Origin of the sequence: Micromonospora globbae, assembly GCF_003610785.1 — a bacterium.
Lineage (GTDB): Bacteria > Actinomycetota > Actinomycetes > Mycobacteriales > Micromonosporaceae > Micromonospora > Micromonospora globbae.
The window spans coordinates 57,622-72,064 of record NZ_RAQQ01000016.1 but is presented as its reverse complement, the minus strand read 5'-3'; the positions used below and the strand labels follow the sequence as shown (position 1 = coordinate 72,064).

Below are 14,443 nucleotides of genomic sequence, written 5' to 3'. Positions count from 1 at the left end.
AGCGGTCAGTTGCCGATCCTCCGACGCTCCAGCGCGAATGTCAGTCCGGCGACAGTCGCCCACAGGCCGCCCGGCACCAGCGCGAGGTACTGCAACGGGACCAGCTGGGTGGCGGCCACCAGCAGGGCGACCAGCAGGCTGAACACCGCGAACCAGCGGCTCACGGCGCGGCGGCGCAGCCCGGCGACCGCCACGGCGGCCGCCGTCAGCCCCACACCGGCCCACACCCACGGGAACGTGTTGTAGCCGGCGGCGAGGCCGGCCAGGGTGTCCGGGTCGGTCTCGTCGAGGTGCAGCAGGCCGAAGTACAGCTCGGTGGCGACGCCGCCGCCGACCAGCAGCAGCGCCGCGGTCAGCAGCAGCCCCACGGCGGCCACGTCGGGAAGCAGGCCGCCGGCGGGTTCCCGCGCGGCCAGGCGGCGCCGCAGGCCCGCCGCGAAGACGGCCAGGCAGCCGGCGGCCAGGCTCGTCACGATCTGGTACGCCCAGACGTACGCCTCGTTGCCGGCCAGTGAGCCGACGTAGCGGGCGTTGTCCGCGAACAGCGCGGTGTCGGCGTCGGTGGCCGCGACCGTGACGAAGAGCCCGACGAGCCCGGTGAGACCGCCCACCGTGCCGGCCAGTGCCCAGCCGCGTCCGTGGGACGCGGCGGTCGTGGCGGCCGGGGTCGGGACGGTGTCGACGGAGACGGACATGCGGTACCTCCTCGGGACGTGCGCCGCCGCGTGCCGGCCGCGCTCTGCCCGCGAGCGTCCACGTCCCGGTGTCCCGGCCGCATGTGCGCGGTGTCCCGACCGCCCGGGCGTCTTCCGCTCGTCGCCGGACTCCGGCCGTTCGGACGTCCGCGGGATCCTCCTCGACGTCCCGGCCGGACGGTGCCGATGTCCCTGGCGGTCGGGTCGCCCGGTGCTCCACGGTGGAACCCGCCCGCCGGGGGCGGCGGAGCGGGCCGACGAGCGCGAGGAGGAGCCGATGGAGCAGCAGGACCGGCTGGTCGAGGCCGTGACGGAACTCGCGCCGGAGCTGTCGCGGCGCGCCGGCGAGATCGAGGCGGCCCGCGACATCCCGGGCGATCTGCTCGACGCGCTGCGGGCGGCGGGCTGTTTCCGGATGTTCGTGCCGCGCAGCCACGGCGGGTACGAGGCGGACCTGCGGACGGGGCTGCGGGTGCTGGAGACGCTCGCGCGGGCCGACGGCTCCACCGGGTGGACCGTGATGATCGGTTCGGAGACGCCGCACCTGCTGGCCATGCTGCCGAGGGAGCGGTTCGACAAGATCTACGCCGACGGCCCGGACGTGGTGGTGGCCGGCGGGTTCGCCCCGCAGGGCCGGGCGGAGCTGGCCGACGGCGGTTTCCAGGTGACCGGGCGCTGGGCGTACGCGAGCGGCAGCCGGCACGCCGACCTGATCTTCGGCAACTGCGTGCTGACCGGCGACGGGGAGCCGCTGCCCGGGCCCTCGGGCGCACCGCCGGAGCTGCGCTCGATGCTGTTCCCGGCCGGCCGGGTCACCGTGCACGACACCTGGCACGCGCTCGGCCTGCGCGGCACCGGCAGTCACGACATCGAGGTGTCGGACGAGTTCTGCGCCGCGAGCGACAGCTTCGACCTGTTCACCGGGACGCCCTGCGTGCCCGGGCCGGGCTTCGTCGCGCCGCTGGTCCACTTCGTGCTGCACCTCGGCGCGGTGGCGGTCGGCATCGCGCAGGGAGCGCTGGACGACATGGTGGCGATGCTCGACGGCGGCAGGCAGCGGCTCTACGCCCGCCAGTCCCTGGCCGACTCACCGGCGTTCCGGATCCAGCTCGGTCGGGCGGAGCTGGACGTGCGGGCCGCGCGGACGCTGCTGCGCGAGCTGGCCGACGACCTGTGGGCGGCCTGCGCCACCGACCCCGCGGCGGTGGCCGGGCTCCACCCGCGGGTCTCCGCCGCGTTGCCGTGGGTGACCGAGCGGGCGATGGCCGCGGTGGACACCTGTTACCGGGCGGCCGGGGGCGGGGCGTCCCGGGACGGCGCACCGCTGCAACGCCGGTTCCGGGACATCCACACGTTCAGCCAGCACGCCGCGGCGGCCGAGGGCTGGCTGGGCAACAACGGCGCCCGCCTGCTGGGTCGCCCGGTGGAGCTGGCGTACTGAGTTCCCGCTCCGGGCACCGGGGGGTTGCCCGCGAGCGGGTGGAAGGCGCGGCCGGCCGCCCGGGGCACCACGGGCGGCCGGCCGTCGCCGTCGTGGCGGTCAGACGTACGGGCGGGTGGCGTACGCGGACTTGAGCGCCGCGAGGCCCGGCGCCTTGGGCGACAGCGTGCCCCAGCCGGAGTTGAAGTAGTTCGTGCGGACGATCCTCGGCCCCCGCTCGGCGTTCAGCTTCGCGATGGCCGCCGGGACGGTGGCGATCCAGGCCGCCTGGTTCGGGATCTCCGCCACCCGGACGCCCCACTCGGCGATGATCACCGGTCGGGAGAGCGCGACGGGGCCGAGGTCGGCGACGGCCCAGTCCCTCGTACGCCGGAAGCGGTCCAGGGCGGTGTGGTTGGCGGCGGTCGCGTAGACGTTCCACTGGAGGTGGTCCAGGCGCGACATCAGCGACTCGGGGTGGGTGCGCTGGAAGCACGCGCGGTCGAAGCCGCCGACGCCGACGGAGAACGTCGTGCCGGCCGGCAGCGAGCGCGCCCGGAACCAGTTGACGATGTACGTCATGGCCTGCACCGCCCGGGCGTCCGACTCCGCCCAGGTGTACGCCCGGCCCGCCTCGGACGTGCCGAACTCGTGGTCGGTGTCCAACTCGGAGGCGAGCTGGATGTTCACCGGGAAGCCCAGGGCGCGGTACTGGGACAGCGCGCGGGCCAGCAGGCCGTCGCACTGCCCGGCGAGCACCTGGCCGTAGCCGTACGCCTTGGGCCAGGTCGTCCCGGGGCGCTGCTGGATGGTCATGGCGGGCGCCGGGACGGTGTACGACGTGCCGTCCACGGCGAAGGTCTGCGGGCCGGCGTTCGGTGCGCCGTAGTGCTTCAGCTCCAGCACCATGTTGACCTGGACGCCCGACCTGCCGAGCGTCGTGAGCCACTGTTTCTGGTAGCCGGGGAACACGTATCCGTCGGCGAGGCTGCGGTACTGGGTGAGCGAGCGGATGTTGCCGCCCGCGATGTCGGCCGTCGGGTCGGCGCCGCCGGAGAGGTAGTAACCGCCCAGCACCGGCGCCGCGATGGAGTAGTCGGCGGTCGCCGTGGCCGTGCGCCCGCCGGAGTCGCGCACCGTGACCGTCACCCGGGGCATCACGCCACCGCCCGGTAGACGGCCACCGCGCCGTTGTCGGACAGCCGGGCCCAGGATCGGCCGGAGTCGTCGGTGACGGTGACGGTGAGCGGGTCGATGACGGCGGCCACGCGGACGGGGGCGCTGCTGTTGCCCTGGGCGTCGGTGACCACGATCGTGACGGTCAGCGGTCTCGTGTCGGCGTCACCGTAGGTGACGGTGAGGGTCATCTGGTCGCCGGATGAGTAGGTCGACGCGTTCAGGGTCGCGGTCGCGGTGGGAGCGGCCATGCCGGCCCCTCCTTCCTTCCTCGGCGCCGGACCGGCTCGTGGCCGGCGGACCGGCGGTGGTCGTGGGTTGCGGCAACGACCGGAGCTGCCGGGGCGTGGTCCGCCGCGGCTCCTCCGGGATGCCAGGTTCCGGCCGGCCGGGGGCCGCTCGTGCGGGCGGGTGGCCGGTGGCGCGGCGGTGCGCCGGTCCTGGTGGCGGTGGCTCGGGCGCCTCTGACCTGCTACAACAGTGCGACGTGAAGCCGCCCGGCGTCCTGTCCGTTATCAGACAGATCAGCCGGTACGCGAGAACTGCCCGCGTTGTCGCGCGTCAGGCCGGCACGGTGCCGCGTACGGCCCACGCTCGGGCGGTGAGGCGGATCGCGCCGTCCGGGGCGGCCGGCACCCGGGAGGCCAGCAGGTCGCGCAACGCGTCGCGGTGCGGCGCCGGCAGCGCCATCAGGTACGCGGGCGCCGCGCCCTGCCCGCCGAGGAACGGCCGCCAGTAGTCGTCGAAGTCCGCGAAGTCGGTGGGCACCTCGATGGGGCGCACCGTCACGGACCGTAGACCGGCGTCCGCCCAGAGGGTGCCGAGGGGCGTCGGCGCGCAGATCGAGAAGCGGGCGGCCTCGTCCAGCTCGGCCGCGAGCGGGTCGAGTTCCGCCGCGGCGTCCCAGAAGTGCCGCATCAACGCCATGCCGTCGGCGTAGTCCCACACGTACGCGGCGACCGTCCCGCCGGGCCGGACGACGCGGGCGAACTCGGCGACGGCGGCCGCCGGGTCGGGGACGAAGTTGAGCGTGAGCCCGCTGGCCACGACGTCGACGCTGCGGTCCGGCAGCGGCAGCGCACGGGCGTCGCCGACGTGGAAGGCGGCGCGCGCGTCGGCCACCCGGTCCCGCGCGTGGGCCACGAACCCGTGGGACGCGTCGACGCCGGTGACCCGCGCCGGCTCGGCCCGGTCGAGGAGGGCCGCGGTCAGCGCGCCCGTGCCGCAGCCCACGTCCAGCCACCGGCGGCCCGACGGCGGGGCCAGCCAGCGGACGAACTCGGCGGCGACCAGACGGCTCCACCGGCCCACGTACGCCTCGTACGCCTGCCCGTCGGCCCAGACCTCGCGCGTCATGCCGGAACCCTACGCCCGGACCGGCCGGCCGACCATCGGCGGATCCTCCGTGAGCAGGTTTGACGGGCGGGTGCCCGGGCAAGCGCCACCGACGAGCCGGACGAGCCTGTGGAGGTCGCCGTGCGCCACCCACCACGCCGGGACGGCTCGGCGGTCGAGGCGCGGGTGACCGTGGAGCGCCCGGTCGCCGACGTCTTCGGCTTCTACCGCGACCTGGAGAACCTGCCCCGCTTCCTCGGTGACGTCACCGAGGTCCGGCGGACCGGGCCGGCGACCTACCGCTGGACCGTCGTGGGCCCGCTCGGCGTCCGGGTGCGGTCCACGATCAGGCTCACGGAGGCGCGCGCCGACGAGCTGATCCGCTACGAGACGACCGGCCCGCCCGGACTGCGCGCCCGCTGGACGGTCCACTTCACGCCCGGCCCCGGGCGCACGGAGGTGCACCAGGTCCTGGCGACGCCGCTCGGCGCGGTGGGCCACGCCCTGCTGCGCCTCGTCGGCAAGCCACCGGGCGCCGAGGTGGCGGCGAACCTGCGCCGGTTGAAGCAGGTCCTGGAGACGGGCGTGGTGACCGACACCGACCACGCGGTCGCCGGCAAGTTCGGCCGCCGCCCGCCGGAGCGCTGACGCTGACCGGCCTCCCCCGCCGGCGTCGACGCGACGGGTTCGGCCGGGCGGCGGGGTAGCGTGCGAGGCGTGAGCGACGACGGGGCCACCACCGGGAGCGCCCTGGCCCGGGACGCCTTCGCCGAGGTCGCCGAGCGGTACCGGGGTGAGCTGCGGGTGCACTGCTACCGGATGCTCGGATCGTTCGACGAGGCCGAGGACCTGGTGCAGGAGACGCTGCTGCGGGCGTGGAAGGGCCTCGACGGGTTCCAGGGGCGCTCGTCGGTGCGCGCCTGGCTGTACCGGATCGCGACCAACGCCTGCCTCGACGCGCTCGACGGCCGGGCCCGGCGAGCCCTCCCGCACCACGTCGGGCCGCCGTTCGACGGACGCCAGCCGCCACGCGACGGCGTCGACGTGCCGTGGTTGCAGCCGTTCCCGGACCGTCTGCGGGAGCCCTCCGCGCCGCCCGCCGACGGGCCGGCGGAGGCGGTGGTCGCCAGGGAGACCCTGGAGCTGGCGTTCCTCGCCGCGATCCAGCACCTGCCGCCGCGGCAGCGGGCCGCGGTGATCCTGCGCGACGTGCTGGGCTGGCCGGCCCGGGACACGGCCGACGTGCTGGGCAGCAGCGTCGCGTCGGTCACCAGCGCCCTGCAACGGGCCCGCGCCACGCTGCGGGAGCACCTGCCGCCGGGCAGGGCCGACTGGGCGCCGCCCGCGCCACCCACCGAGGAGCAGCGGGCGGTGCTGCGCCGGTACATGGCCGCGGTCGAGCGCGGTGACCTCGCCGCCATCGCCGATCTGCTGGCCGAGGACGTGCGTACGTCGATGCCGCCGTACCCGCAGTGGTTCGCCGGACGGGCCGCGGTGCTCGCGGCGCTGTCGACGAGCTGGGACGCCGGCTCCCCGGAGTACGTGGGGACGTTGCGCATGGTGCCGGCGTACGCCAACGGCCAGCTCGCCGCCGCGACCTACGCGCGGCGACCCGGGGAGTCGTCGTACACGCCGTTCGGGATCGGGGTGGTGAGCGTCGAGGGGGGCCGGATCGTGGAGATCGTCGCCTTCCACGACCCGGCGCTGTTCCCGGCGTTCGCGCTGCCGCCCACGTGGACCGATGAGCTTTTCCGGCAACCACCGTCTCCACACACATGACCAAGGTTCTCTACTCCGCCACCATGTCGCTCGACGGGTTCATCGCCGGCCCCGGCGGCGACATGTCCTGGCTCACCGAGCACGTCGGCGGCCCCAACCCGCTGGCCGACGACCTCCTCGACCGGATCGGCGCGCTGCTCGTCGGCGCCCGCAGCTTCCACGGCGACGACCCGAACCGCGGCACCGACAAGGAGGGCGCCTTCGGCGGCGCCTGGAAGGGACCCCAGTTCGTGCTCACCCACCGGCCGCCGGCCGACCCCGTGCCCGGGGTCACCTTCGTCGACGACCTGGAGCGTGCGGTGACCGCGGCCAGGGCCGCCGCCGGTGACCGGTACGTCAACGTCATCGGGGCGAACGTCGCCGCGCAGTGCCTGGCGGCGGGCCTGCTCGACGAGATCCTCGTGTTCGTCGCGCCCGTGCTGCTCGGCGACGGCGTGCGGCTGTTCGACCACCCCGGCGGCACCCGCGTACGACTGGACCCGGTCACCGTCGCGGCGGAGCCGGTGCCGGCGTTCTGGATGTCGGTCCGGCGGTGAGGCCGGCGGGCGCCTGCACCGCCGGCAGGTGGTGCGGACGCCCGGCGTGCCACCGAGCGGCGTACCGCGTACGTGGTAGGGGGCGGCGCGCCGTGCGGCGGGCACAGTAGGCACGTACCACGTGGGCAGTAGGCACGAGTGTCCACGTCCGCGGGACGCCCGGCGGCAGCTTCGCGACCACGATCAAGTCACCGGCGAACACCGGCCTGATCGTGGGAGGACTCACGTGCCTGAACTGACTGGACGCGGCGTATCCCGGGCCGTCGGCCCGGGCCGCGCACCGGGCGTGGCGGAACGAGGATGGGCGACGGCCGCCGTCACCGCGTCGCCGGCCGACGACGCCCGCGCACGCGACGAGGACGCGTGATGCGGGGACTCACCCGGTGGGTCCTGTCCCACCGCCTGCTGGTGACCCTCGTCTGGGTGGTTCTCGCCGTGGCGGGCGGCGCCACGGTGAGCGGCACCATCGACAGCCTGAGCAACGAGTCGCGGCTGCCGGACGCACCCGCCCAACTCGCCAACGACGCGATCGACGAGCACTTCTCCGGCACCGGCGGCAAGAACGCGCCGCTGCTGCTGACCGTCACGGCGCCCGAGGGCGTACGCCTGGACGCCGCACCGTACCGCGAGCAGTGGGGCGAGCTGGTCGAACGGGCGACCCCGGCCGGCGGACGGAGCGTCTCGTACGCCGACAGCGGCGGAGGGCAGTCCCTGTTGTCGCCCGACGGGCGCAGTACCGTCGCGCTGATCTATCCGCCCGCGGCCCCGGGCCCGGCTCCGTACGCCCAGTCGCTGCCGGCGATCCGGCAGGCGATCGCAGGCGCGCGGATCGCCGGAGCGCCTGTCGAACTCACCGGCCAGCCCCTGCTGTCCGGCCGCGACAGTGGCGCACCGCGCAGCCCGATCGTCGAGACGCTGATCGGCGCGGTCGGCGCCCTGGTCGTCCTCGCGGTGGTGTTCGCCAGCGGCCTGGCCGTCGTGCCGCTGCTCATCGCGGCGGTCGCCATCCCCACCACGTTCCTGCTGGTCCGGCTGCTCACCGGCGTGACCGAGGTGTCGTTCATCGTGCAGTACCTGGTGGCGCTCATCGGTCTGGGCATCGCCATCGACTACGCCCTGCTCGTCGTCACCCGCTGGCGTGAGGAACGGAGTCGGATCGATGTGACCGACCCCGGGCAGCGCCGGGCCGCCATCGTCGCCGCCGCCGCCAGCGCCGGGCACGCGGTCGCCCTGAGCGGTGCCACCGTGGCGATCTCCCTGGCGGCACTCGTCGTCCTGCCCGTGCCGTTCCTGCGCAGCGTCGGCTACGCCGGCCTGCTCATTCCGCTGGTGAGCGTCGCGGTCGCCCTGACCCTGCTGCCCGTCCTGCTGCACACCCTCGGCGGATGGCTCGACCGGCCACGCCGTGCCTACCGCGCCGACAGCCGGCTGTGGACGCGCATCGCCCGGCTCACCACCCGCCGCCCGGTCCTCGCCGCCGTGGTGAGCGGTGGACTGCTGCTCGCCCTCGCCGCGCCGGCGTTCACCATCCGCCTGGGTCAGCCGGACACCAGCACCCTCGGCCACGGCGGTCGGCCCGCCGCCGTGTACGCCCAGCTCGTCGAGGCCGGATTCGGCGCGGGCATCGCCCGGCCGGTGGAGGTGCTGACCACGGCCGACCCGGCGGCGACGGCGAACCGGCTGCGGAGCGTCGACGGCGTCGCCGGAGTGGCCGCGCCCGCGGACTGGTCGACGGCGGACATGCACGTGATCGACGTCTGGACCGTCCACGATCCGGCCGACGACGCGGGACGCGACGCGGTGGCCGAGGTCATCGCGAGCGCACGTTCCCAACCCGGCACCCTCGCCGGCGGCGGCGCCCCGCTGGACACCGACTTCGTCGACGCCGTCTACGGCTCCCTGCCGCTCATCCTCGCCGTGGTCGCGCTGCTCACCTTCCTCGTCCTCGCCCGCACCCTGCGATCGGTGCTGCTCCCGCTGAAGGCCCTGGTCCTGAACGGGCTGTCCACCGCCGCCGCCTACGGCGCCGTGGTGCTCATCTGGCAGCAGGGGTACGGCAGCGACGCGCTCTTCGACACACCCGCCACCGGCGCGATCACCATCTGGGTCCCGATGGCGGTCTTCGCGTTCCTCTTCGGCCTGTCCATGGACTACGAGGTGTTCATCCTGCACCGCATCCGTGAGGCGCACCTCGACCTGACCCGACAGGGAGGGCGGGACAGCACGGCGGCCGCGACGGTCACCGGCATCAGCCGCACCGGCCGACTGGTGACCTCCGCCGCGCTCATCCTCTTCCTGGCCTTCACGGCCCTGTCCACCATCCCGATCACGGATGTGAGGATCTTCGCCACGGCGCTCGCGGCGGGCATCATCATCGACGCCACCGTCGTACGAGGGCTGCTGACGCCCGCGCTCGTCGCCCTGCTCGGCAGGGCCAGCTGGTGGTTCCCCGCAGCACTGGCCCGTGTGCTGATGGCCCGGCCGGATCCCTGGCCTCCCGCCACGGCGGCCCCGACCACCGACACCCGCGCCGAACTCGCGGGTCGTCCGTAGCTCCCGTAACCCCTTGGAGGACACACCATGTCACCGTACGTACGGCACGTCACCCCCGTCGCTCCCGAGCAGGCCAGCGGCCTGGTGGCCCGGGTCTACGACCAGGTCGACGCCGAGGCGAGCAGCATCGGTCCCGCGGTCCGGATGACCTCCCCCGCACCGGAGATCCTGGCCGCCGGATGGGTGCTCAACCGCGAGGCGCAGTTCGTCGGCACCGCTCCCGTCCTCGACAAGACGCTGGTGGCGCTCGGCGTGTCCCAGGCGAACCGCTGCGACTACGACACCCTCGCCTGGCTGGGCGCCCTGCGGCTGCTCGGTCGGCCGGAGCTGGCCGACGCCATCGAACAGGGCGAACCGCTCGCCGACGCCCGGCTCGACGCGCTGCTGGGCTGGGCCCGGTCGACCGCCACCGCCGGGGCGCCCGCGCCGCTGCCGGGCGAGCCGGTGGCCGAGTACGTCGGCACGGCGCTGTTCAGCCACTTCATCAACCGCATGGTGCTCGCCATGCTCCCTCCGGGGCTCACTCCCGGCACCCTGGACCCCGCCGACGAGCCCGCCTTCGAGGGAGCCCCGGTGTTCCGACGGTGGGAGCGCGCTCGGACCCCCGGTGCCAGCCTGTCCCTGCTGGCCGGCCTGCCCAGGGGACGGGTGCCGGAGTGGGCGGGTGACGCACCGGTGGGCCGGGCGTACGCCACCCTCGCCGCGGTCTCCCGGCAGGGAGCCGGACTGCTCAGCGAGGCGGCGCGCGACGTCGTGCAGGAGGTCGTCGCTTCGCATCGAGGCCGTCGTACGGCGGACGTCGACCGACTCGACGCGCCGCTCGCGACACTGACCGAGCGGGACCAGACGGGGGCGCGCGTCGCCATCCTCGCCGGCCTCGCTCCCGAAGCCCTCACCGACGAGCAGGTCGCCGCCTGGCGGGCCACCGACCCGCGGTACTCCGACCACTGCACCGTCTACCTGCTCGCGTACGGCGCGATGACCGCCGTCGGTCATGTCGAGGCGGACCTCGCCGCGGCGCGCGGCGCCGGAGCGGCGGATGCGTGACCGGCTCGCCCTGGGCTCCGCCCTGCTGTCCACCGGGCTGCTCGCCGGCGCCTTCGCCTATGCCCTCGTCTCCGTCGTGCCGACCTTCGACGCGGTCCCGCTGGACGTCCACCTGCAGTACCGCACGGCTCTCATGCGCATGAACGGCATCTTCATGCAGGCGCTCATGGCGGTGAGCCTGCTCACCTCGTTCTGGCTCGCCGTCACGATGCGGGCCAGGGCCCGGTGGTACGCCGCCGGAGCCGGCCTGCTCGCGCTGACCTCGCTGCTCGTCACCCGCTTCGGGAACGTCCCGATCAACGGGAAGATCAAGACGTGGTCGGCGGCTTCGCTCCCGCCCGATCACGCCGAACTCCTGCGGCGCTGGGAGGTCTTCCACGACATCCGTACGACTACCGCCGTCGCCGCCTTTCTCCTGCTGGTCGTCCTCGTCAACGCGGCACGACGGGGCCCGGCGGGCAGCCCGCGGACGGGCCTCGCCGTCCGCTGAGCGCGGCCGGGACCCCGTGCTGGAGGTGCGGACGCACACCAGCCACGGGGTCCGGCCGCGCCCGTCACCGCATCACGGACCGGGGCTCCAGGAAGCCTTCGAGGCCGAAGCTGCCGTACTCCCGCCCGAGGCCCGACTGCTTGAACCCTCCGAACGGGGACAGCGGCTCGTACCCGCCGTTGACCGACACCCGGCCCGCCTCCAGGCGGGACGCGACGCGGCGTGCCCGCGCCGGGTCGCCGGAGAACACGTAGGCGTGCAGGCCGTAGGTGGTGTCGTTGGCGATCTCGACGGCGTGGTCCTCGTCGCGGTAGGTGATGACCGACAGGACCGGTCCGAAGATCTCCTCCCGGGCGATCGTCATGTCGTTGGTGACGTCGGCGAACACCGTCGGCCGCACGTAGTAGCCGTCGGGGAGTCCGTCGGGACGACCGGGTCCGCCCACCACGATGCGGGCGCCTTCCGCAAGGCCACGGTGGATGTAGGACTGGACCCGTTCCCACTGCCGCTGGCTCACCATCGGCCCGATGCGGATCGCCGGGTCGCGCGGGTCACCGACGGGGTGGTCGGTCGCCACCTTCCTGGCGATGAGCGCGAGGACGTCGTCGAGCTGGTTCTCCTGGACGAGGATGCGGGTGCCGGCGGTGCACGCCTGCCCGCTGTTGACGAATCCGACCCCATGGTCCGCCCGACCTCGGCGGAGCCGCTGTCCGCGCCCACCCCTCCCCGCGCCCAACCCTCCCCGCGATCTTGCACTTCCTGCCCCGGCGAAAGGGGATAGATGGGTCATTTCAAGGGCACAAACTGCAAGATCGACGGGGCGGGCGGGGCCGGGGCGGGCGGGGCCGGGGCGGGGCCGGGGCGGGGCGGGGGCGGGTGGGCGGGTGGGCGGCGATCGTCCCGGCGCCGCGCCTCGTCGGCGGCGCCCGGCCGGTGCTCTACTGCCAGGTGGCCGTGTCGGGGTCGATGCCGTGGGCGCGGGCGCTGGCGTCGATGCTGCGACGGAACCACGTGGCAAGGCCGGCGCGGATGCCGTCGTAGTGGGCGGCGAAGGCCGGATCGGCCTCGAACATGCGGCCGAGACAGACCTGCATCTGCCTCGTGAGGGGGAAGTACGACGAACTGAACAGCTCGCGGTGCCGCTCGACGAGGTGATCCGCTTCCGGGCTGCCAGGGGTCACACCGGCGTCGACCGCGTACCCGAGGGCACGGTCGAGGTCGGCAACGGCGTCGGCGACGGCCTGCCATTCCTCGGTACTGCGCGAGGCGGAGCGTTCGGCGTACTGCTGCCACTGCGCCGTGTCTCCGTAGCGCTGACGGGCCTGCGCGTGCTGGTCCGCGTTCCACTCGGGGCCGAAGATCGCGGCCTGCTGCTCGGCGGTCAGCAGCAGGCCGCGCTCGTGGGCGTCGATCATCCGGTCCAGCCCGACGCTGAGCTGCCGGAGGCGGTCGATCCGTTGGGCAACCTGGGTGCGCTGCGCGCGCAGGGCGCCGAGCACGTCTGCGGTCGGGTCGTCCAGGACGGCCCGGATCCTCTCCAGGCCGAGGCCGATCTCCCGGTAGACGACGATGCGGTGCAGGCGTTCCAGGTCGCCGGCGGTGTAGAGCCGGTATCCGGCCGCCGTACGCAGCGACGGCCGTGCCAGACCGATGTCGTCCCAGTGGTGCAGCGCGCGGACCGTCACGCCCAGACGCGTCGAGACCTGACCGACGGTCAGGCCATCGGCGTCAGCGGCATTAGGCATGCTCCCCATTGTCGCCGCGGGCGTCCGGGTGGGTGATCCCGACGGCGGCGAGGTCGCGCGCCTCCCGGCTGGCCGGATCCCACGGCTTCGCCGCGGTGAAGACGATCCGCGCGTTCTCCGGAGTGATCACTTCCACGTCCCGGGTGTTCCAGGGAGTGTCCCGTGGGCCGTCGACCGAGTTCGGGCGCAGCGCACGACAGGCCTCGACGATGCCGTCGACCTGATTGAGCACGCAGGAGAAACTGACGCTCAACGCCGGCGTCTGCTCCGGAACGCTCGCCGCCGGGACGAGGAGCACGTCCTGGAACGCCCACCGGCGCAGATGCACCACCTGGTCGGTGCCGAACAGCTCGATGAACCCGAGCCCGCGAGTCCAGAACTCCACCGACGCCGCCAGGTCGGCGGTGGGGATCCGCACGAACGCGGGCATTCCGTAGATGCCCCGGAACGGCTCCGGCGCGACAGCGTCCGGGCCGGGAGTGGGCACGGGGCTGATCTCGAAAGCGTTGTAGTAGTCGCTCATGTGCCCCACCCTCCTGCCTCACGCGGCGTGAGGGTCAAGCCGGCGTGCGGTGCCGCGACCGACGTCGGGGCCGGGTACCGCCGGCGTGGGGGTCTCCGCCTGGGGCGGGAGGCGTTGCGGGAAATAGGATCAGGTCATGCCTCTGACCGCGGACGACGTCGCCCGATTCGAGCTGTCGAGGCGCCGTCTGGAGGCCATCGCCTACCGCCTCCTCGGGTCCGCGGACGAGGCGGAGGACGTGGTGCAGGAGACGTTCCTGCGCTGGCAGGCCGCCGACGTCGACCACGTCGAGGTCCCCGAGGCCTGGCTCACGAAGGTACTCACCAACCTGTGCCTCAACCAGCTCACCTCCGCGCGGGCCCGCCGCGAGACCTACGTCGGCCGCTGGCTCCCCGAGCCGCTGCTCGCGGGGGACCCGATGCTCGGCCCGGCCGACACCGCCGAGCAGCGCGAATCCGTGTCGTACGCGGTCCTCACCCTCATGGAGCGTCTGTCCCCCAACGAGCGGGCCGTGTACGTGCTGCGGGAGGCCTTCGACTACCCGCACCGGGAGATCGCCGAGATCCTCGACATCACCGAGGCCGCCAGCCAGCAGATCTTCCACCGCGCCAAGAAGCACGTCGCGTACGGCAAGGCCCGCACCGAGATCGACCAGTCCGCCGCCCGGCGGATCGTCGAGGAGTTCCTCGCGGCCGCCACCAGTGGCCGGACCGACGAACTCGTGCGCCTGCTCACCAAGGACGCCATCTCCGTCGGCGACGGCGGTGGGAAGGTGCCGGCACGCACCAGGGCGTTCGAGGGCGCCGTCGCGGTCGCGACGTTCGTGCGCGCACTGTTCACGCCCGCCCAGGCCAAGCGCGCCATCGTCGGCGGCTCGCCCGAGCTCTACGCCTGGGCCGCCAACGGCGAACCCGCCGTCGTGGCCGTCGTGGAAGGGCGGGTCGTCGCCATCATGTGCCTGGAGGTCACCGCCGAGGGCATCACTGCCTGCCGTACGCAGGCGAACCCCGACAAGCTCGAACGCGCGACCGCACAGTGGGCGGCGACCCACCACGGGGAGCCCCTGCTCGTGCTATGACGCGCGTCACCCTCGCCTCCTGTCAGGGATCGGCGGGCCATCCGGTTCAAGTGGCAGATCCGAACC

Annotated in this window: 15 protein-coding genes; 8 read left to right on the top strand and 7 right to left on the bottom strand. The window is 74.0% G+C overall.

Features of this window, described 5'->3' with window-relative positions:
• Positions 1–5 precede the first annotated feature (5 nt).
• The gene (locus D7I43_RS21370; protein WP_120330322.1) at positions 6–695 is read right to left on the bottom strand and encodes a hypothetical protein; all 690 of its coding nucleotides are present in this window, start codon (positions 693–695) and stop codon (positions 6–8) included.
• Between the two features lie 211 nt (positions 696–906).
• Here D7I43_RS21370 and D7I43_RS21365 point away from each other — a divergent pair, with 211 nt between their 5' ends.
• Complete coding sequence (locus tag D7I43_RS21365) at positions 907–2,136, top strand: acyl-CoA dehydrogenase family protein (RefSeq protein ID WP_240033084.1); 1,230 nt, start codon at positions 907–909, stop codon at positions 2,134–2,136.
• 99 nt (positions 2,137–2,235) lie between these two features.
• Here the strand turns inward: D7I43_RS21365 and D7I43_RS21360 are convergent, their stop codons facing one another.
• The 3 genes from D7I43_RS21360 to D7I43_RS21350 all read right to left on the bottom strand — a co-directional run bounded on the left by D7I43_RS21360 (position 2,236) and on the right by D7I43_RS21350 (position 4,647).
• Positions 2,236–3,273: a hypothetical protein gene (locus D7I43_RS21360; RefSeq protein WP_120330321.1), complete on the bottom strand. Its 1,038-nt coding sequence runs from the start codon at positions 3,271–3,273 to the stop codon at positions 2,236–2,238.
• A complete protein-coding gene (locus D7I43_RS21355; protein ID WP_120330320.1) occupies positions 3,273–3,542 on the bottom strand; it encodes a hypothetical protein in 270 nt (89 codons plus the stop codon). Before D7I43_RS21355 ends, D7I43_RS21360 begins: the two co-directional genes overlap by 1 nt.
• A 310-nt stretch (positions 3,543–3,852) precedes the next feature.
• A complete protein-coding gene (locus tag D7I43_RS21350; protein WP_120330319.1) occupies positions 3,853–4,647 on the bottom strand; it encodes a class I SAM-dependent methyltransferase in 795 nt (264 codons plus the stop codon).
• Positions 4,648–4,767: 120 nt separating this feature from the next.
• On the opposite strand from D7I43_RS21350, the gene D7I43_RS21345 reads away from it, so the two are divergent.
• The 6 genes from D7I43_RS21345 to D7I43_RS21320 all read left to right on the top strand — a co-directional run bounded on the left by D7I43_RS21345 (position 4,768) and on the right by D7I43_RS21320 (position 11,031).
• On the top strand, positions 4,768–5,274 hold the full coding sequence (locus D7I43_RS21345; protein WP_158610130.1) for an SRPBCC family protein: 507 nt from the start codon (positions 4,768–4,770) through the stop codon (positions 5,272–5,274).
• Positions 5,275–5,334: 60 nt separating this feature from the next.
• Positions 5,335–6,405 carry a sigma-70 family RNA polymerase sigma factor gene (locus tag D7I43_RS21340; protein WP_435870854.1) on the top strand — a complete coding sequence of 357 codons (1,071 nt, stop codon included), beginning with the start codon at positions 5,335–5,337 and terminating at the stop codon, positions 6,403–6,405.
• Positions 6,402–6,941 (top strand): dihydrofolate reductase family protein, encoded by a 540-nt coding sequence (locus tag D7I43_RS21335; RefSeq protein WP_120330317.1) that lies wholly within the window; start codon positions 6,402–6,404, stop codon positions 6,939–6,941. The genes D7I43_RS21340 and D7I43_RS21335 overlap by 4 nt, the downstream gene beginning before the upstream one ends.
• A 366-nt stretch (positions 6,942–7,307) precedes the next feature.
• Positions 7,308–9,494 (top strand): MMPL family transporter, encoded by a 2,187-nt coding sequence (locus D7I43_RS21330; protein WP_120330316.1) that lies wholly within the window; start codon positions 7,308–7,310, stop codon positions 9,492–9,494.
• A 27-nt stretch (positions 9,495–9,521) separates the two neighbouring features.
• A complete protein-coding gene (locus D7I43_RS21325) occupies positions 9,522–10,541 on the top strand; it encodes a DNA-binding protein (RefSeq protein ID WP_120330315.1) in 1,020 nt (339 codons plus the stop codon).
• A complete protein-coding gene (locus D7I43_RS21320; RefSeq protein ID WP_120330409.1) occupies positions 10,534–11,031 on the top strand; it encodes an anthrone oxygenase family protein in 498 nt (165 codons plus the stop codon). The genes D7I43_RS21325 and D7I43_RS21320 overlap by 8 nt, the downstream gene beginning before the upstream one ends.
• A 64-nt stretch (positions 11,032–11,095) precedes the next feature.
• Here the strand turns inward: D7I43_RS21320 and D7I43_RS21315 are convergent, their stop codons facing one another.
• From D7I43_RS21315 to D7I43_RS21305, 3 genes are all read right to left on the bottom strand, one after another.
• Positions 11,096–11,767 carry an aldehyde dehydrogenase family protein gene (locus D7I43_RS21315; RefSeq protein WP_120330314.1) on the bottom strand — a complete coding sequence of 224 codons (672 nt, stop codon included), beginning with the start codon at positions 11,765–11,767 and terminating at the stop codon, positions 11,096–11,098.
• Between the two features lie 202 nt (positions 11,768–11,969).
• Entirely contained in the window at positions 11,970–12,776 is an 807-nt protein-coding gene (locus D7I43_RS21310) for a MerR family transcriptional regulator (protein ID WP_120330313.1), read from the bottom strand.
• On the bottom strand, positions 12,769–13,299 hold the full coding sequence (locus D7I43_RS21305) for a VOC family protein (RefSeq protein ID WP_120330312.1): 531 nt from the start codon (positions 13,297–13,299) through the stop codon (positions 12,769–12,771). The genes D7I43_RS21310 and D7I43_RS21305 overlap by 8 nt, the downstream gene beginning before the upstream one ends.
• A gap of 136 nt (positions 13,300–13,435) precedes the next feature.
• Here D7I43_RS21305 and sigJ point away from each other — a divergent pair, with 136 nt between their 5' ends.
• Positions 13,436–14,377 (top strand): RNA polymerase sigma factor SigJ, encoded by a 942-nt coding sequence (gene sigJ, locus D7I43_RS21300; RefSeq protein ID WP_120330311.1) that lies wholly within the window; start codon positions 13,436–13,438, stop codon positions 14,375–14,377.
• The last annotated feature ends 66 nt before the right edge of the window (positions 14,378–14,443 follow it).